Raw genomic sequence first — 17,864 nt, 5'->3', positions numbered from 1 at the left:
AGCCCCAGCCAAGCAGCCACACACCGTACACCATGATCGGTCGCAGTCGTGCGATGAAAGAGGTTTTTAAAACCATTGGTCTGGTCGCCAGCAGCCCGGTAACCGTATTGATCACCGGCGAAAGCGGCACCGGTAAAGAACTGGTCGCGCGCGCCATTCATCACTCCAGCCAACAATCCAGCGGCCCGTTTGTCGCAGTCAACTGCGCGGCGCTGGTCGACACACTGCTTGAATCCGATATGTTCGGTCACGAAAAAGGCGCATTCACCGGCGCAGTGAACCGCCAGCTTGGTAAATTCGCGCTTGCAGAAAACGGTACTCTGTTTCTGGATGAACTGGGCGAATTGAACATAACAACCCAAGCCAAATTATTGCGCGTGCTGCAAGAAAAAGAGTACATGCCATTGGGCGGCAAAGAAGCGATTAAAACCAGCGCCCGGGTAATTGCGGCAACCAATGTTGATCTCGCTGAAAAAGTTCGCGAAGGAAAATTCCGCGAAGATCTTTATTACCGCCTCAAGGTTGTCACCATTCAGTTACCACCATTGCGCGATCGCAAAGAAGACATTCTGGATTTGATTCAACTTTTGCTGCAACGTCTCAACGATCAGATGGGACGTCATGTGGTGCAAGTTCAGGAGGACGTTCTGGATTGCTTCAAAAACTACGACTGGCCAGGCAACGTCCGCGAACTGGAAAACGTGCTCGCCAAGGCGGTGGCCTTGTGCTCCACCGACACCATTACTACTGACCTGGTGAGTGACATCTGCAAACGCGGCAACCCGATCAGCGCCAACAATATTGATCCGAGAGATGCCAAGCCAGCTCATGAACTTTCACTGGAAGAAGTCGAGCAGGCTCACGTCAAACGCGTGCTGGATGCCACCAAATGGCACAAAGGAAAAACTTGCGAGATCTTGGGCATCTCCCGACCACGCTTGCGGCGCATGATCAAGAATTATCAGATTACACCACCCGCAGGCATGATTCTGGACTCGCAGGACGACGAAGAGAGCGACGAGGCAGAGTAGACCACATTTGCCGAGATTAGACAGCGTGTCCCCCTGTGCGCGCTGTCCACCTTTCAAAACAAAACTACTGTTGCAACGTCGCCATTTGACCGTTTTCTATGCTGAAGCGTGTTCAGCAGATGCGGCCGAAGGCCGCTTTTTGCCACGCCAAATCGCACGCAACACAATCACCAAAAACACCGTGCCGCCCACAACGGCAATCAAACCACCCAGTCCCATCAATCCCATTCCCAGGACCTCCGGCAATCTGTCCAAACCCTGCTCAACCCCTGCGGTTTTACGCTGCACACCATAACCACCGGACCACGCCAGTCCCAGCACATGCAACATCTGCCCACCACCATAAATCAATGGCTGCCGACAACCCCAGCGATGTGATACCGATTCAAAACCCATCTTGGGCAACAGATAATACACAGCACCCATAAACGCCAACGTTACCGCGACAATGGAGCCATGATAATGCGCTGGGATAGTTACATTGACGCCGCTAATCAGGAAACCAATAATTCCGCCGGTGGCAAACAGCAAAATTGAAAACACCAGCGCCGATTTCTCAGGTGACGCCAGCAACTTTTCACTGCGCTGCTTAAACAAGGCATACACCACCGCCAAACCAATAGGCAATGCGGCCACGCCACCGCCCCATTCCATCAGGACGGTGAACAACCTGATGTGCTCAACGCTGCCTACTTCAAAAAGAACATAAATCAGCGGCGAAAACAAAATGGGCGCAAAACCAATCGCTAACAACCAGAACGTCAGTTTGTGCGGCAGACCCAATCTCAATCCCGCGATGGTCGCCAACCACAGCCACGCCACCGCCATCAACTGCGTGTGCGTAAACTGCAAAATATGACCACCACCCCAGAACAACAATTCGTAAAAAGAACGCCCTTCCATGTCCGCTGGCATCAGTACATAGGTCAATACCAGTGCTACGTACGCAAACAATGCTGCATAAACGGAAGTCGTCACGCCAAACGATAGTACCGCCCCTTCTGGGCTTGCTCGTCTCCGGGACAACAATCCGCGCGCAATCATCAGCAACATTCCCAAACCATACACCGACAAGCCGACCAGAAAAACGGGATGTTGCAAAATGGGAATATAGTTGTTCATCAGCGGATCGCCAGCGCCAACAAACGGCGAGATAGTAAAAATCATCGTACCCGCCGTTGCCAGCCACAGCGCAACCTTACCCAGCAGCCAATGACGCTCACCGCTGTTCAAACTCCAGAAAATGCCGGCAATGGATAAAAACCAAACCAGCACCGTCAAATCAACGTGAACAATAATCGCCGTGTGAAAAAAATCTATCCAGGGAATAAAGTTTTGCACACCCGGCGTGCGCGACAGCACGATCAAAATCGTGAGCAACCCACCCAGCACCAGCGAAGTCAGCGCCAGATACAACCAGCCCTTGGCATGCTCAACAGGCTCACCCTTTGGAATATCCAATGTGTATTCAAATTTCTGACTCATACCTTAGCCCTTCTCAACGATACGGAGTTGGTATTCAACCGATCCATCTTCATGATAGATCTCCATCGCCGGCAACAATGGCTGATAGCCATTCTGCATGCACCACTCTTTCATAGCAGAGTAGGCTTTGTATGACCCAATCATCGCACTTCCCTGAAAAACGCCCTGCAGTACGGTCGACGGTGCCAACTCCTCCAGCAACATGCCGCCAGGAATCTGATCGAATTTACGCACCATAAACCCGATTTTGCTGCGCTGTTTTTCGGGAGAGACTTTCCCCGCATCATCTAAAAATATTGCCGCAGGTGTCGACGTACTCACCGACATATCCTTGGCCGTTTCTTTCAATCGTTTGAAGACCAAATCAATTTTGTCGTACGGACCTTTATGTTCGACGTAGGCAAACTGATACCCAGGCGTCACAATTTTTTGGACTTTAACGGTAGAAAAAATTCCGATGTAGTACAGAATGTAGACGGTTCCAACGACACCAAGAAAAAGTGCAACAATTGCCAATGACAGCACTTTGTTCTTTGCATCCTGATCACTACCGCCCATCGGCGTTTCACTCTTGGCAGTGGACTTTACACTCACACCCATGTGCACCACTCCTACTTGGAAGTTCTAAATACGTGCAACGCAAACAGCGCTGCTGAGAAAAGAACAACCGCACCACCCTGGTGAATCGCAGCCAGAGCAATGGGTACCTCAAGCACCAAGGTGGAAATTCCTAATGCCACTTGCATACACGCCGCCAGCATCAGCAACCCTGCCGCAGTACGCTGCAGCACTGACAACTTTGCTTTACGTGACATAAGCCAGAACGCCGTGATCAAACAAAACGTGGTAATCGCCAACAAACGGTGGTCGTATTGCACCGTGATAATGTTTTCAAAGAAGTTTCGCCATAGAGGATCAAACATGAACAATCCATTTGGCACAATGGAACCATCCATCAACGGAAAGGTGTTGTATACAAAACCTGCGCGAGTCCCGGCGACCAGGCCACCGGAAAGGACGGTGATAAAGACTATGGTGGTTATCACATAACTCAGCCGGCTCAAACGCACTGACGCAGCGTTCTTGATCATCTGCTGTGCGGGCAGCAACAATCCCAATGCAACCCAGTAACTGTAGGCAAAAATAACAAATGCCATACCAAGATGCGCGGTCAAGCGATACTGGCTAACATGCGGATCGTTTACCAAACCGCTTTTCACCATGTACCAACCCAACGCACCTTGCAAACCGCCAAGGATAAAAATGGTAATAAATTTCAGCCGCAGCGTTTTTCCAACCCATCCCTTAACGATGAAATACACCATGGGAACGAAGAAAATAACGCCGATCGCCCGACCCAACAAACGATGGGCATATTCGAACCAGAAAATCCCCTTAAAATCGTCCAGGGACATGTGGAAATTTTTATATTGGAATTCCGGGCTGGCTTGATACAAACGGAATGCTTCCATCCACTGATCATAGGTAAGCGGAGGAATCGCTCCCATTATGGGGTCCCATTCGACGATGGATAAACCTGAACCGGTCAGACGGGTAACACCGCCCAGCACCACCATCGCAAAGATCGTGGCACAAACAGCAAGCAGCCATATGGCCATATATCTGTCTTGCGCCCGAATTAACGACGAACTTTGTGTTGTCATCATAACTCACCTCACCTTTTTCGCGACCTTACGATCGCATAACACCAAAAATACTACCTAAAAACTCAGACCGCTTGGCTACTCAGTATTTGGTTGATAATTGTGATAGCCATCACCAGCACCACAAACAACCCTAACAAAATACCAGCAATGTTCTTCTTATTATTATTTGAATTAATTTCTACTGAATCTTTACTCATACCTATCACCTCATCAACAATTCAATCTCCCTCGTTACATTAGTGCGCAGGAATGTAATTAATCATCATCGCCCCAAACAGCGCGATCAAATGCAACAGTGTGAACAGAAATATACGAATGTCATACTCTTTGGCTGACACATAAAATTTGTAACACATTCCGAGATAATACAGGCCAAGCAACACACTGACGGCCAGGTATAAACCACCGGCGATTCCAACCGCGTAAGGCAGTACAGAAACTGGAACCAGCAGTGCAGCATAGAGAAAAATTCGGAGTTTGGTATTCTGCACACCGTGAACCACAGGAATCACCGGAACACCCGCCTTGGCGTAATCTTCGCGATATTTCAGCGCCAGACTCAACGCATGGGGTTGTTGCCATACAACCATGATGGCAAAAAGGCTCAGCGCGATCATATCCAGTGAACCAGTCACTGCCACATAACCGATCACTGGCGGAACTGCACCAGCGATACCACCAATCTGATTAGCCCAAGGTGTGCGGCGCTTCGCCCACATGGTGTAAACAACGGCATAGCCAAACACACCAACCGCCGTCACCATCGCTGAGGCAGCATTAACAAAATAAGCCATCAATAACAACGAAACGACGATCATAGTCGTCGCCAGTGTAATTGCAGAGTTGATTTTCGCCACGCCTTTGGCAAGCGCCCTGTCTGCGGTGCGCTTCATCTTGCGATCAATGTCCTGATCGTAAATGTTATTGATCATACAGGCCCCACCTGTAGCAAAAGCCAGGGTGGTCATAAGCCAAATCAACATTGAGAGTTGAGGAAGAACCCCATTGTTGCCGATATAAATACCAGCAAGGGCAGCCACCAGAGTCAGTGCCACGATATTGGGTTTGCAAATAGACAAATAAACCCTGACGCTCTTCCAAAGGGGCATCGTTTGCTGTGCAACACTGATCGACTTGATGTTGTGTGACTGCATTTATTTACTCCATCACCAATAAAAAAGAACAGGTCAGTGGACTTTGGGAGGGTGGATGCGATGTTTATCCACTGACCGGCTCAAAACTTTTTGTCTCTGGCGATACATACGCCAGCAAACAGAATTCTGTAATCTCACCTTTTTCGCATTTCAAGTAAAACAGGGTCGACAGATCTGGAAGGTGAGTTGTGAAAACCAAACCTGCCAACCCCAAACTCAATTTTTAACGCTTAACGTAGTTGTACGGTGTCCAACCTTCTGGCATTTCTGGCGGACTAGTAAAGTTGCCTGGACCAGGAATAACCTCAGTGTGGGTGAACTCCAGAGACTGGGACTTCCATGGATTTGCATCTGCTTTCTTACCAGCGAAGATACAGTGGATCCAGGAAACCAGCATCACCAAAATGCCCGCTGCTGCGACATAAGTACCCATGGTTGAAATGGCGTGCACGCCTTCAAACTGTGGGAACATTTGGTAGTCGAAGTAACGACGAGGCATACCCTCGATACCGATCAGGTACAGCGGTGCCATCGTGATGTTCATGCCGATGAAGAACAACCAGCAAGACAACTTGCCCATTGTTTCATTGAACATGCGACCAGTCAGCTTGGGCAGGTAGTAGTAAATACCGCCGAAGATAGACATCGCACCAGACATGGCCATTACGTAGTGGAAGTGGCTCATGATCGCGTAGCTGTCAGACAAACCGTAGTCAATCGCGGCCAGCGCGTTTGGAATACCGGTCAAACCACCGATCAGGATCATGAAGATCACACCGATAACCCAGTGCATGGGCGTGCGGTATTCGATACTTCCCTTGTAGAAGGTGCCCATCAAACTGATGATCATCAAACCAAACGGTACGGAAATCAGCAGCGTTGTGAACGACTGCAATTGACGCAACCAGTTAGGCATACCAGCAACAAACACGTGGTGAATCCACACGTCGGCACCGATAGGAATGAACGCCAGGATTGACCATACCAGAACTTTGTAATTGAAAATCTGGTTACGAGTAAATGTCGCAACGATTTCAAAACATACGCCCAGGAATGGAAGCAGAATGACGTAAACCGCAGGATGCGAGTAGAACCAGAACAAGTTCTGATACAACAGCGCGTCGCCACCTTGGGCAGAATTGTAGAATCCAAATCCAAGGTACTTATCCAGGGTCAACAACAGTACTGACGCCGCCAACACAGGTACGAACAACAACTGAATGATGTTTGCTGAGAACACGCACCAAGTCAGGATGTTCATCTGGAACCAGCCAATTCCTTTAGCGCGCATAAACGCTACAGTACAAGCCAAGTTCACCGCACCAAACACCGACGACATACCCAGAACAACAACGATCGCGGTATACAGAGCGGTGTTACCAGCCATGTCTGTCTCAGAATACGGCGGATAACCTGTCCACATACCATTAAATGAATCTGGGATAACGAAGTTGCTCAGAGCCAGCAATACGCCGGACCAGAACAACCAAACAGACAACGCGTTAACACGTGGAAACGCCATGTCTTTTGCGCCAATCATGATTGGCACGGCCCAGTTTGCAAAGAAGCCCAAAAGCGCAGGAATCTGGAAGCCCAGAATCATGACCGCACCATGCATGGTCAACCAAATGTTGTACATGTTTGGGTCATCAGTCAACGTAGGACCAATCGATGCCAACTCTACGCGCATCAGTGCTGCCATCAAACCTGCAACCACGAACGCGGCAATAGAGCCAATCAAATACCAGATACCGAGAATTTTGTGATCTAGGCTAAACACCCAGTCTTTAGCTGTTTTTGGTTGTCCCATTATCCATTCTCCCCTACAGCAGCCAAGGCAGGACTAGTCATACCCAGTTTGATTTCCTCGTTCTGCTTAAGAGCAACCGTCTGCTCAGACAGCCAAGTATCAAACTCTGCCTGCTCAAGAACACGAATTTTACCGTACATGCCTGAGTGCAGCACGCCACAGTATTCGCGACAAGTAACCACAGACTCGCCAACTTCGTCAGGCATAAACCATTGGTAAGTCACGCGACCAGGCATCAAGTCTTCAGTAACGCGGTATCTCTGCATGTAATGCGAGTGAACAACATCGTTACTGGTCATTCGCAGCAACACTGGTGTACCTTTCGCGACCACCAACTCGTTTTGAGTAGTGACACCGTTTGGATACTCATAGCTCCAGCTCCACAGAGAACCCGTCACTTTAATCTCGTAAGATTGCTCGGGAACCTTGCGGTAATTTTCGTGAAGATCCCATGCTTTCGCGAACAAAAACATGTCATCAGCCACGAACAAAGCCGCTGGAATAATCAACCAGCCAATCTTTGCCTGGGAACTCAGCACTGGGCTGGCACCAGTTTCATCAGGTGATTTACGCTTGTACGCAAACATGAAGTACAGAGTGATGATGGTAAACACCACACCAATCACTGTCAGATCCACAAACACTTCATGCAACACTTCGTCAAAGTGCGCATGTGGTGTCAACTCATATTCCCTCTGACGAAGAGGAACCTCTTCGGCATTCGCAACAGAGGGCAACATTGGCAACAGCAACAGGCTGTAAAATGCCGACGTTAGCCTTTCTTTCATTGTCATGTTCTCACTCTCCACTTGGTAATTAGTGAACCCCAAGAAAGCAGAACTATGCCCAACAACAACGCTCCCAGCGCGATGAATATTGGGTAGTTCAATGTGTACTTTCCTTCTTCATAGTTGTAGCTATAGCAAGCTCCAACCATGTAGTTAATAAGATTGGACGGTGAAATATCTCCACCTTTTGCCTTGGTAAGAGAAATCTCAATATCCTCGGCCTTCACTCCTCCAGCATACAGATAACGAGTTACACGTCCTTCAGGAGACAACACCATGTACACACTCGGATGCAGGAAAACCCGATCTCTTGGCTCCCAGAAAAACCGGTAGCCAATCGCATCAGCAAAAGGTTGAATATCTTCCTGCTTCTTGAATGTCGCCATGGTCCAGCCCTGAGGAATATCCTTATCGAAACCGGAGTAGCTTTTAAATTCAGCCAGCGTCTGAGGATTATCGTTGTGGTCAAAAGAAACAGTCAGGACATTGAAGTCCTTGCCTATCTTCCAGTCATCAACTCCTGAAATTGTGCGATACAAAGTACGATTAATTGCAGAACATGCACCATCGCATCTGTAGTAGGACAACAACAAAATCGTTGGCTTTCCTGCCAAGTCATTTATTGTAAATTCCTTGCCAAACTCATCGAGGAAGACCGTAGACTTATCAACGGAAACGCCCAGATGTTTTTTTTCGTCTATTTTGAGAATGGACGGATCAACACTGGATTTTGGCACACCACCGTACGCAGCAAATGCTGAGTTAGTGACAACCATCACGACCAACAGCATCAATGCAATCAGGTAATGTTTTGAAGCATTCGCAGTGTACATAACATCGTCCTCCATCAACGTCGACGATTAGCCTATTACCAGAGGAACACCAGCAACAGCACCCATACACTCAGAACATTCACGAAGTGAACGTACATCGACATAGCGCGTGCGTAGGAGTCACTCAGGTGGCCTTTAAGCGCTGGTGGAATAGCCAGGAGCATAATGAACAGACCGAACACCAAGTGTGCGAAGTGGATACCCGTCATACCGTACACAGCAGTAGCATATGCGTTGGTATTGATGTTGAATCCCTGAGCCATCAGATCGCCCCAGCTCATCATCGTCAACACACCAAATCCAACCCAGATAACGATAGTTGCAACGGTCATCATCATGAAACCGCTAACATCGTCCTGTTGTTGTTTTTTGCGTGCAAACGCAACAGTGAAGCTGGATAACAATACAAACAGAGTTGCGAATATTGGCGCATACACCTCTGGAGTTCCTTCAGGCGGCCATACTGGTGCAGATGCACGCATTGTCCAGTACGCAGCCAGCATACCGCCGACTGTCAGCGCTTCTGTGCCGATAAACATCAGCATCGCAGAAGGGCTCCAACCCTCGTCTTTAACAACACCTATCGTTGCATTTACCCAACCAATACCACCAACCAGCAGCATCAGCACAGCAAGTGTCAGCGCAATAATTGCAAACAGACCTTGGTGGTAAACGTATTGAAACATGAATGCCCAAGGCAAAAAGAATCCTGCACCAAATCCAACCAGGACAGGATGCGGTTCCGAATGCCAATGAGCACCCGAGGCATGATCACTCATTTCTAACCCCCTTCTCAGCTCACTACTTATTGTTAAGAACTTAAATATTCGACCGATAACCCAACTTGCGATCACCAGCCTGTTGTAGTCAGAACCGACCAGTACCTGACTACATCACTTCACTATTGCTTAACCCAAAATCAACTAAACGTGCAGCGTTTTGCACGAATGAAGCCAACTTAAAAAAATAAATAAAACGCTAACTTTACAGCAAGTTACGAGTAACAAAGCGTACTCATCAAGTATTAAAATTGAACGTAGCGTTCCATTCTCAAGGAACAGAAAGGTTGATTTCGTTTCACAAAAAAATAAAAGCGTTTTGGTAAAGAATTAATTCGTTTGATGTTTTTTTGCGGAATGTTGTAATCGAACAAGCAAGCGTTGTATCATGAAAAGACTTCACGACCTGCTTTAACCCATATCAACTAAAACACAGACCAGAGATTCTCAGCGGAGGTGTTTTAGTTATGTCTACAGAAATTGATACCATTCAGGAACAACCTGCGCCCCGTCGTAAAAAGACGCCTTGGTCAAAAAGAATTTATTTATTGCTCTTTGGATTGGTTCTCGCAACTGGTGTAAAAACACTGGTTGAGAATTCACTCACTGCACCCATGCCCGCCACACCGTACAACAATGTCGGTGGAACATTCACACTGCAAAGTGCACAAGGCCCCATTACTGAAAAAGCGTTGCTGGGCAAAGTGACCGTTCTGACATTTGGCTATACAGAATGCCCAGATATCTGTCCTACCACGCTGAACAAAATTGGCTCTGCACTACGCATTTTGCACGAGACCGGTGACCTTCCTGGCGCACAGGCTTTCTTTGTCAGCCTTGACCACGAACGTGATTCGGTTGATAAACTAAATGACTACACAGATTATTTTCACCAAAATATTCTTGGCTTGACCGGCACTGAAGATCAGATTCAAAAAATGGCCTATCTGTACAAAATCGGCTATGGCAAAGATCAAGTTCAGGCCGATGGCAGCTACACCATGAGCCACAGTGGTTATCTGTACATTATTCGTCCAGATGGTCAGGTTGCAGAACTTATGAGTCATGGCACTACTCCCAAAGAATTGGTAAAAGCCATTCAGCGCTGGCTGCCCTGGGCACAAGACTCAAGCACCTAGACGACCACTGGGAACCACTGGAAAATCATGTACAATTCTGCCGAAAGAATTTGCAGCATCGCTTTTTATTGTTACGATGCTGCCACCTTCTTTGCCTTTCAAACTACATGAGGACAGCATGATTCGTTTTGTTGCGTCAATTTCATTACTTATCAGCTCACCAATGGTCATGGCAGCTTGCCCATCAGCACCGCAAACCAATTTTGATAGCAGCAAAGCGGGCTTGATCAGTGACAAGCAAACTGGACTAACCTGGATGCGCTGCTCAATCGGCAGCAGTTGGGATGGCAGTAACTGCACTGGTATACCCAGCCGTTTGGAATGGAAAGAAGCCAAACAGGCCATTACTGAAATCAACAAAGGTGGCGGAGTCAGCGGTCACAAAGATTGGCGATTACCGACCGTTGATGAATTAAAAACGCTGATTAACAAACAGTGTTTTGATCCTGCGGTTGACAGCAACAGTTTCATGGATACACAGCCTGCCGGCTACTGGACCAGTGAAGCCAGCACCCAATTCCCGGAAGGGGCGACAGTGGTTCATTTCTATCATGGTGGCGATTATCTCACCAATCAAATCAAACCTTGGTTTGTCCGCGCTGTGCGTAAATAAATTACAGATGAGAAAACGCTCACTGCCCTAGTGAGCGCTCTCTGCTGAAGGTAAAAACTGACTGATCTTGCCGCGATACCATGCAATCGCACGCTGGGCATTCACGCGCCGCTCATAGCTGGTCAACTGCGATTCAGACAAACCCAATGACGTCTGCCCTGGCGCGCTGTAATAGCGCGCAGGGCTATCGATCACCGATAATCCACCACGCGCAATAACGTACTCCAAACCGTAACTTGGTGCACTCTCATCCTTGATCAGCAAATTATCACCCAATGCCGCGTAGGAGAATCCTGCAGGCGCGCTCAGCTCCACCAAGGTCGGGATGATATCGGCGTGCGAACCCGGCGTTTGCAGCGATTCAGGCCGTGCTGGCAATACTTTTGGCCCGAACAAAACCAACGGTACGATCTCATGGTAAAACATGCCGTTATCAGCGAAATTCAGATTGATTCGAGCACTGTGATCGCCGGTAACGGCAAACAGACTATCGCTGAGTTTGTCATTCATTCGCCGGATAAATTTGCTCATTTCCCGATCGGAATACCAGTGATGTCCCATAATGGATACCGCATCCTGTTGCCCTGCTGTCACTGCCGCAGGCAGTTGCTTGACGTTGTATCCTTTCGCCGCCAAATCCAAATCGTACGGTGGATGATTGGTTGTGCTTAAGATGAAATTGAAACTTGGCTGATCGTCATCAATCTGCTGATAAACATAATCAAACAAATACTCATCGTTGACGCCCCATTCGTTGGCATTCTTCGCCGCCGTCATATTGCCTGCGCCGTGAATTTCATCAAACCCCTGCGACGGAATAAACACATCCACCCGCTGCCAACCGACATAGCCGCCATAAAAAAACCGGGTTTTGTAGCCCATATCTTTAAAGATTTTGGCGATTGATGTGCCATAGGTTTTCATTGATGAGGGTTGATGGTTAATGTAATAACCCACATACGGCATACCAGTCACCAGCGAATTTAATGACTGCGTAGTGCTGCGCGTGATCGGTAAAAAATTGGGGAAGTGCACACCTTCCTTGGCCAATGACATCAGACCCTCGGAAAAACCACCGCCGGCATACAGTGGCATCATGGTCCAGCCGCTGTAACTTTCCATCAGCAACACGAATACATGCTTGGGTCGATGTTCAACACCTGCCGCTTGCCGCATCAGTAATTGATCGATATCCGCACCCGCCAGGTTTTGACCATCGTTTGCCAAGCCGGCAGCCACCACCGCCTCTTCAATGGTTCCTGGCCAGACGCTACTCAGTTCACCGCCACTGTCGAGATAGCCTTTGTACGCATGACGCAGCGTAATCATCGGATTGGGAATGATGCGATTTAAAAATGTGTCATTGGTTACATAAGCGTGTTTCAACGAGAGCGGTGTGCCATTAAACGGTACGCTGCCGCGTATCATCCAGGCAACCAGCACCAGCATGCCCACCACAGTAAAAAACGCCAGCGCGCGTCGATAACCGTAGCGATAATTATTTTTCACTGCCGTCACAGATACCCAGTCGATCGCCAACCAGGCGCGCAACCGCCGCCACAACCAGACGTTAAGCACAATGAAAAGTGGAATCCAGATCAGCGGGTGATATTCTTTCCAGATGGTGAGCAAGATAGCGACCTGGTCATCATAAAACATCCCCAACACCATCTGGTTGTATTGCTCACCGTAGGTCTGGAAGAAAAAGATATCGCAAAAAATAATCACCATGCCGATGGTCGCAAACGTGAGCGCCTGCCAATATCTGACCCTCTCCACCACGCGCGCCCAGGGCAACCAAATCACAGCCAAACTCAGCAATAACGACAACAGTATCCAACTCGTTGCCGTTGCCGCATCAAAGCGCAGCCCGGTAAGCGCCGCCAGCGCAAACTCGGACGCATCAACTTGCGACGACAATTGATCGTTGAACAACACAAATAGTGTGACGCGAAAAACGCTGAGGATAAGCACAATGTACAAAAACAGCTGTACATCTTTGCTCCATTGATACGCCAGTTGCGGCCACCCGGTAATGCGTTTGATATTTTTCATCTACTTCTCAGTCAGTTTTTTCAATACTTCACTGGCCTTGGTCACGCCTTGGGTCGCTGCAGCGCGCAACCAGGTGATGGCTTCTTTTTTTTCATTATCATCGCCGCTGGCCAACAAAACGCCCGCATTGTACTGACCGAATCGGTAATGTTGTGCGGCGGATAATCGATACCAATGCAATGCTTTCTGGCGATCCACCGCAACACCAATGCCTTGCTCGTAACATACACCCAGATTATTTTGCGCCACAGACTGCCCCTGTGCAGCGCTTAGGCGATACCAGTGCAATGCCTGTGATAGATCGACCCGCCCCAGCCTGCCGGACTGATACAGCCAGCCCAAGCTGGCTTGCGCATCGGCATGCCCGCCCTGCGCCAGTGGCAGCCAAAGATTTAGGGCTTGTTGATACTGACCAAAAAAATACGCGCTCTGACCGTCGCGATATTGTTTTTCCCAGCTTTCGTTGTCCAGACCAATGCTGCGACCTGCAATATCGCGGGAAACAATGGTTTTGCTCCAGTCGATGGGCTGTTTTTCTTCCAGCTCCAGAACGGATGACGATGTTGACTGGTTATTGGTGGGCTTGGGATTTAAAAACGGGGACGGCGGCAGCACCTCGTCCGAAGGTGTACCGGCCAGTGACGCAGTCATCGCCAAAGAAAATGCCAACAAGGGCAAGTGGAATAAACGCATCGGCACCGCAAAGTCGTTCAAGCACGGCACCGCTGCCCATCAGCGGTGCCCGGCGGGCAGTATACCCCAATCAGCTATCGCGACTCATCTGCTGTACCGAGTCGTCAGGCAAAGTAGTCCACCAGCCTGTCGGTACTTCGCACGACCGTCGACTCACGACCGGTCATGGACTCTTCCTCTCCTCCAGGCAGGATGGCACCCGCCAGACGTGAATCGCCATGGTTAAATCCTGCAAAACCGCCATGTTGTTGCTGGGCGAACTGCTGCTGTGTGGACACATTGACACTGCCCATTTGCAAGCCGCTGTCATTCAACAGTTCTCGCAGCCGTGGCAAGGCGGCTTCTATCGCCTCACGTACGTTTCCATGCTGGGCGGTGAAGGTAATGTTGGTCTGATCCTGGACCATGTTGATCCGCACTGCAATCTGTCCCAGTTCAGGTGGATTCAAGCGAATTTCCGCCTGCTGCAACTGACCACGCGCCAGGAAGCTGATCCTCTTGGCAAACTCATTCCCCCAAGTGGGATCGTCCACGCGACGATCCAGGGTCATGTGGCTGCCAGGTACTCCCGGCGGCGTCACTCCGGCCAAACCAGCGGGTCGCTGCAAATGTCCCAGTGCCGAAACCGAGCCAGCCGCAACCGGTGTCGTTACCGCCCCCTTGGCAGTTTCAGCCGTATTGCCCTGCAGGTTCAGTTGTTCAAAAATGGCCTCGGTATTTATCCGTTTTTCCATCATGTTCTCAGAGGCCACTTGAATCACTGCGCGCATTTTTTCGGAGTTCGCATGCTGCTGCGCCGTCTGCGCCAGACTGTCAGGATCGGCCTGCGGCAGAATCAGATCGTTCGCATCAGTCGCATCCTCACTGGCTGATTTTTGATTTGCCTCAGTCATCTCAATGCCCCCTTTATGCATCAACATGCGCTGCAATGCCTCCATATTGCCGCGCGATAAATCATTGCGCAGCAGTGCATCAAATTGCGCTGGTTGGTCTGCATTGTCTGCCAAAAACTGCTCTTTTTGATCTGCCGATAACGAGGCCCATTCAGCCGCCAATCTCTGCGCCTGTTGTTGGGCCTGCTGCCGCTGCTGTTGCAACATTTCGTGCACCGATCGCGCGGTGCTGGAGGCATTCGCCGCTGGCTGTTGCGACTCAGCATCCGCCTCAGTACCTGCCATCTGTTGCGCCGATTTCTGCACATCATTGGCCTTGGCCGCGCCCTGGGATTGTGCGGCATTCATCTCTTGCAGCTTTTGCTGCGCTTGCTCGGACAACGCCACGCCAACCTCTGTCACCTCAGTCTCTGTCGACGAAATCACTGTTTCCGTTTGTTCCGCCGCCACCGTGGTTTGAGCCGTTTCAGTCAGATCAACTGCCGCTACTTTTTTATCTTCTGTCGCCGCCGTGGCTGGGGGCGGGTTTTCCGTGACCGACGCCGCTTGTGCCGCAGTATCACTTTGCGCGGTGACGGTATCGGTCTCAGCCTGAACCGACGATTCCGCCGTGTCGGCTTGCGCCGTGGCATCAGTGCTACCTGCGTCACTGTTAGAGCTGCTGGTGCTGGACGCGGCCTGCGTATCTGTCGAAGCCTGCGCCTCGTTCGAAGTCACTTGTTTCTTGTCATCTCGCGTGGATGCGCTTGCCTGGGCTTCGTTATTGCTGCGCGACGATTCCGCCGCAGGACGATCCTGCGTTACACGCACCGGCTTGCTGCGCGATGACGCGGGCACCGGATCATTGGTGGGCTTGATGTCCTGTCTGGCCTGATCAAACAGCTGGTTGAAACTGCCATCCATACCGCTCGCTTTGGAATGACCCAGACCTTTTTTGATGGCGCCGGACAAGGCGGAATAATGAAGATTGTTGACAGAGGCATTGGCCATGCACATGAGCTCCAGTTCGGTAAACTATTGCTGAGTAATCAGCAATGCCTGTGCCACACCAAAACCACTCTGTAACCTATTGAATTTGCAGATAAGAATCTTGATAAGCCATATTTATTGGCTGGCTCCGGCTAGTCTTTGCCGCCTCGTTGCCGGGAGGAGCGGTCGTCAATATCCCTTTGCAGCTTCTTTTCGTCCTGCGCGTCTTCCTGTTGCCGATGATGCTGGGAAACCGCGTCAATGGCCTTGTTGCGATTGTGCTTGTTCATCCACAGTTTGCGTTTGTGCTCGTACTCCCGCCGCACCTGCTCAACCACGCGTTTTTGTTGCTCGATGGCTTTGGTGAGATTGCCCAAAAACGCCTGCATGTTTTGGTAGCGGCTGATGTTTAGCCCGCCACTGCTCTCCTGCACAATCTGCGCACTGTACTGCTGAAAATATAGCTGCAGGTCGTCCAGTTGTTTTTGGTGTGCCTGAAAACGTCGCTGACATTCGGCCAGCGCCTTGGCCATATCATCTTCCTGGGTTTTGGTGATTTTGCTGATTTGTTCCAGGCGCTTGGAGCGTTTCATCGCTTATCAGCCTTTGGCGGGAGCCGGTTGGGCTTTTTTCTGCGGCTGTTGTTGCTGCATAAAACCGAGCAGCACCTGCAAGCTGCTGGGGTAGTCGAACGCGTCATGCATGCTTTGTTGCAAAAACATCATCAATTGCGGATGCATGGCGATGGCTTCGTCAATGCGCGGATCACTGCCACGGGCATAGGCACCGACATTGATCAAATCCTGATTTTGCTGGTACGTGGAATAAATCTGCTTAAAACGCCGGGCACAGGCCTGGTGATCCTGACTGGTGATTTCTGCCATGACACGACTGATGGAGGCTTCGATATCAATCGCCGGATAGTGGCCAGCCTCGGCCAGACGGCGAGTTAAAACCACGTGGCCGTCCAAAATCGCCCGGGCGGCATCGGCAATTGGATCCTGTTGATCATCACCTTCAGCCAGTACGGTGTAAAACGCAGTAATTGACCCCTTGCCCTCATCGCCATTACCGGCGCGTTCCACCAATTGGGGCAATTTGGCAAATACCGACGGCGGATAACCGCGCGTCGCCGGCGGCTCGCCAATCGCCAGGGCGATCTCGCGCTGCGCCTGGGCATAGCGAGTCAGCGAATCCATCAGCAGCAGCACATTATTGCCCTGGTCGCGGAAATATTCCGCAATAGTTGTGGTAAGAGCAGCACCATGCAGACGGAGCAAAGGGGGACTGTCTGCGGGCGCCGCTACTACCACCGAACGCGATAAACCCTCTTCACCGAGGATGTTCTGGATAAATTCTTTGACCTCACGTCCCCGCTCGCCGATCAGACCGACCACGATCACATCGGCTTCGGTGAACTTGGTCATCATGCCCAGCAACACGCTCTTGCCCACGCCGGAACCGGCGAACAGGCCCATACGCTGGCCCCGTCCCACCGTGAGCAAGGCGTTGATGGATCGCACGCCCACGTCCAGCGGTTCGGAAATGGGTTTGCGTGACAGGGGATTAATGGTTTTGCCGTAAATGGGTCGGCGTTCCAGGGTAATGATCGGGCCTTTGCCGTCCAGCGGTTTGCCGGCACCATCCAGCACCCGCCCCAGCAGGGCATCGCCCACCGGCGCTTCGTAGACCCGTCCGGTAGGGATAACCCGTGCGTTGGGCAAAATCCCGCGCAGATCTCCGGTGGGCATCAGGTACAGTTTGTCGGCACCAAACCCCACCACCTCGGCCTCAACCTCGGTTTCGTCCTGGCCAACCACCCGGCAGCGGGCGCCGATGGGTGCCTGGCAACCGGTTGCCTCCATGGTCAAGCCGACCATTTGCACCAGTTTGCCTTCGACCGAGGTTACGGGAGCTTCCTTGGCGCGGTCGATGTACATTTGCAGCCGGCGTTG

18 protein-coding genes are annotated in these 17,864 nt (G+C 50.4%); 3 read left to right on the top strand and 15 right to left on the bottom strand.

The annotated features are described in order from the left end of the window. Positions 1-1,031: sigma-54 dependent transcriptional regulator (locus OEW58_09060; protein ID MDH5301496.1), on the top strand; the 1,031-nt coding region annotated here is incomplete at its 5' end. A gap of 96 nt (positions 1,032-1,127) precedes the next feature. Here OEW58_09060 and OEW58_09055 read toward each other — a convergent pair. The 9 genes from OEW58_09055 to OEW58_09015 form a co-directional block, all read right to left on the bottom strand. Then, the gene (locus OEW58_09055; GenBank protein MDH5301495.1) at positions 1,128-2,516 is read right to left on the bottom strand and encodes a cbb3-type cytochrome c oxidase subunit I; all 1,389 of its coding nucleotides are present in this window, start codon (positions 2,514-2,516) and stop codon (positions 1,128-1,130) included. A gap of 3 nt (positions 2,517-2,519) precedes the next feature. Continuing rightward, a complete protein-coding gene (locus tag OEW58_09050) occupies positions 2,520-3,116 on the bottom strand; it encodes a GyrI-like domain-containing protein (GenBank protein MDH5301494.1) in 597 nt (198 codons plus the stop codon). A gap of 11 nt (positions 3,117-3,127) precedes the next feature. After that, positions 3,128-4,135, bottom strand: a complete 1,008-nt coding sequence (locus tag OEW58_09045) for a COX15/CtaA family protein (protein ID MDH5301493.1) — start codon at positions 4,133-4,135, stop codon at positions 3,128-3,130. 110 nt (positions 4,136-4,245) lie between these two features. Beyond that, a complete protein-coding gene (locus tag OEW58_09040; GenBank protein MDH5301492.1) occupies positions 4,246-4,380 on the bottom strand; it encodes a hypothetical protein in 135 nt (44 codons plus the stop codon). 39 nt (positions 4,381-4,419) lie between these two features. Beyond that, positions 4,420-5,292, bottom strand: a complete 873-nt coding sequence (cyoE, locus tag OEW58_09035; GenBank protein MDH5301491.1) for a heme o synthase — start codon at positions 5,290-5,292, stop codon at positions 4,420-4,422. A 268-nt stretch (positions 5,293-5,560) separates the two neighbouring features. Continuing rightward, positions 5,561-7,147: a cbb3-type cytochrome c oxidase subunit I gene (locus OEW58_09030; protein ID MDH5301490.1), complete on the bottom strand. Its 1,587-nt coding sequence runs from the start codon at positions 7,145-7,147 to the stop codon at positions 5,561-5,563. Next, positions 7,147-7,941 (bottom strand): hypothetical protein, encoded by a 795-nt coding sequence (locus tag OEW58_09025; GenBank protein ID MDH5301489.1) that lies wholly within the window; start codon positions 7,939-7,941, stop codon positions 7,147-7,149. Before OEW58_09025 ends, OEW58_09030 begins: the two co-directional genes overlap by 1 nt. Further along, the gene (locus OEW58_09020; protein ID MDH5301488.1) at positions 7,938-8,768 is read right to left on the bottom strand and encodes an SCO family protein; all 831 of its coding nucleotides are present in this window, start codon (positions 8,766-8,768) and stop codon (positions 7,938-7,940) included. The genes OEW58_09025 and OEW58_09020 overlap by 4 nt, the downstream gene beginning before the upstream one ends. Positions 8,769-8,803: 35 nt before the next feature. Next, positions 8,804-9,547 carry a cytochrome c oxidase subunit 3 gene (locus tag OEW58_09015; GenBank protein ID MDH5301487.1) on the bottom strand — a complete coding sequence of 248 codons (744 nt, stop codon included), beginning with the start codon at positions 9,545-9,547 and terminating at the stop codon, positions 8,804-8,806. Positions 9,548-10,014: 467 nt separating this feature from the next. Here OEW58_09015 and OEW58_09010 point away from each other — a divergent pair, with 467 nt between their 5' ends. Continuing rightward, on the top strand, positions 10,015-10,686 hold the full coding sequence (locus OEW58_09010) for an SCO family protein (GenBank protein ID MDH5301486.1): 672 nt from the start codon (positions 10,015-10,017) through the stop codon (positions 10,684-10,686). Here OEW58_09010 and OEW58_09005 read toward each other — a convergent pair. Then, the gene (locus OEW58_09005; GenBank protein ID MDH5301485.1) at positions 10,675-10,923 is read right to left on the bottom strand and encodes a hypothetical protein; all 249 of its coding nucleotides are present in this window, start codon (positions 10,921-10,923) and stop codon (positions 10,675-10,677) included. The genes OEW58_09010 and OEW58_09005 overlap by 12 nt on opposite strands. Positions 10,924-10,942: 19 nt before the next feature. Between OEW58_09005 and OEW58_09000 the strand changes: the two genes are divergently transcribed. Continuing rightward, positions 10,943-11,299, top strand: a complete 357-nt coding sequence (locus OEW58_09000; protein MDH5301484.1) for a DUF1566 domain-containing protein — start codon at positions 10,943-10,945, stop codon at positions 11,297-11,299. A gap of 27 nt (positions 11,300-11,326) precedes the next feature. Here OEW58_09000 and OEW58_08995 read toward each other — a convergent pair whose 3' ends face one another. The 5 genes from OEW58_08995 to fliI all read right to left on the bottom strand — a co-directional run bounded on the left by OEW58_08995 (position 11,327) and on the right by fliI (position 17,849). Beyond that, positions 11,327-13,354 carry a sulfatase-like hydrolase/transferase gene (locus OEW58_08995; protein ID MDH5301483.1) on the bottom strand — a complete coding sequence of 676 codons (2,028 nt, stop codon included), beginning with the start codon at positions 13,352-13,354 and terminating at the stop codon, positions 11,327-11,329. Further along, the gene (locus OEW58_08990) at positions 13,355-14,068 is read right to left on the bottom strand and encodes a sel1 repeat family protein (GenBank protein MDH5301482.1); all 714 of its coding nucleotides are present in this window, start codon (positions 14,066-14,068) and stop codon (positions 13,355-13,357) included. Positions 14,069-14,151: 83 nt separating this feature from the next. Then, positions 14,152-15,930 carry a flagellar hook-length control protein FliK gene (locus OEW58_08985; GenBank protein MDH5301481.1) on the bottom strand — a complete coding sequence of 593 codons (1,779 nt, stop codon included), beginning with the start codon at positions 15,928-15,930 and terminating at the stop codon, positions 14,152-14,154. Between the two features lie 131 nt (positions 15,931-16,061). Beyond that, complete coding sequence (gene fliJ / locus OEW58_08980; protein MDH5301480.1) at positions 16,062-16,502, bottom strand: flagellar export protein FliJ; 441 nt, start codon at positions 16,500-16,502, stop codon at positions 16,062-16,064. Between the two features lie 6 nt (positions 16,503-16,508). Continuing rightward, positions 16,509-17,849: a flagellar protein export ATPase FliI gene (gene fliI / locus OEW58_08975; protein MDH5301479.1), complete on the bottom strand. Its 1,341-nt coding sequence runs from the start codon at positions 17,847-17,849 to the stop codon at positions 16,509-16,511. Positions 17,850-17,864 lie beyond the last annotated feature (15 nt).

The organism is Gammaproteobacteria bacterium (assembly GCA_029884425.1).
Classification (GTDB): domain Bacteria; phylum Pseudomonadota; class Gammaproteobacteria; order S012-40; family S012-40; genus JAOUHV01.
The sequence above is the reverse complement of the archived record's forward strand: the minus strand, read 5'-3'. Positions and strand labels throughout refer to the sequence as shown.

What these genes read in the sequence shown, in the direction of transcription:
- OEW58_09050 (MDH5301494.1), bottom strand. Translation starts at nt 3,116, where the DNA reads ATGGGTGTGAGTGTAAAGTCCACTGCCAAGAGTGAAACGCCGATGGGC.
- fliJ (MDH5301480.1), bottom strand. Translation starts at nt 16,502, where the DNA reads ATGAAACGCTCCAAGCGCCTGGAACAAATCAGCAAAATCACCAAAACC.
- cyoE (MDH5301491.1), bottom strand. Translation starts at nt 5,292, where the DNA reads ATGCCCCTTTGGAAGAGCGTCAGGGTTTATTTGTCTATTTGCAAACCC.
- OEW58_08995 (MDH5301483.1), bottom strand. Translation starts at nt 13,354, where the DNA reads ATGAAAAATATCAAACGCATTACCGGGTGGCCGCAACTGGCGTATCAA.
- fliI (MDH5301479.1), bottom strand. Translation starts at nt 17,849, where the DNA reads ATGTACATCGACCGCGCCAAGGAAGCTCCCGTAACCTCGGTCGAAGGC.
- OEW58_09015 (MDH5301487.1), bottom strand. Translation starts at nt 9,547, where the DNA reads ATGAGTGATCATGCCTCGGGTGCTCATTGGCATTCGGAACCGCATCCT.
- OEW58_09000 (MDH5301484.1), top strand. Translation starts at nt 10,943, where the DNA reads ATGCGCTGCTCAATCGGCAGCAGTTGGGATGGCAGTAACTGCACTGGT.
- OEW58_08985 (MDH5301481.1), bottom strand. Translation starts at nt 15,930, where the DNA reads ATGGCCAATGCCTCTGTCAACAATCTTCATTATTCCGCCTTGTCCGGC.
- OEW58_09045 (MDH5301493.1), bottom strand. Translation starts at nt 4,135, where the DNA reads ATGGCCATATGGCTGCTTGCTGTTTGTGCCACGATCTTTGCGATGGTG.
- OEW58_09040 (MDH5301492.1), bottom strand. Translation starts at nt 4,380, where the DNA reads ATGAGTAAAGATTCAGTAGAAATTAATTCAAATAATAATAAGAAGAAC.
- OEW58_09020 (MDH5301488.1), bottom strand. Translation starts at nt 8,768, where the DNA reads ATGTACACTGCGAATGCTTCAAAACATTACCTGATTGCATTGATGCTG.
- OEW58_09030 (MDH5301490.1), bottom strand. Translation starts at nt 7,147, where the DNA reads ATGGGACAACCAAAAACAGCTAAAGACTGGGTGTTTAGCCTAGATCAC.
- OEW58_09010 (MDH5301486.1), top strand. Translation starts at nt 10,015, where the DNA reads ATGTCTACAGAAATTGATACCATTCAGGAACAACCTGCGCCCCGTCGT.
- OEW58_09025 (MDH5301489.1), bottom strand. Translation starts at nt 7,941, where the DNA reads ATGACAATGAAAGAAAGGCTAACGTCGGCATTTTACAGCCTGTTGCTG.
- OEW58_09055 (MDH5301495.1), bottom strand. Translation starts at nt 2,516, where the DNA reads ATGAGTCAGAAATTTGAATACACATTGGATATTCCAAAGGGTGAGCCT.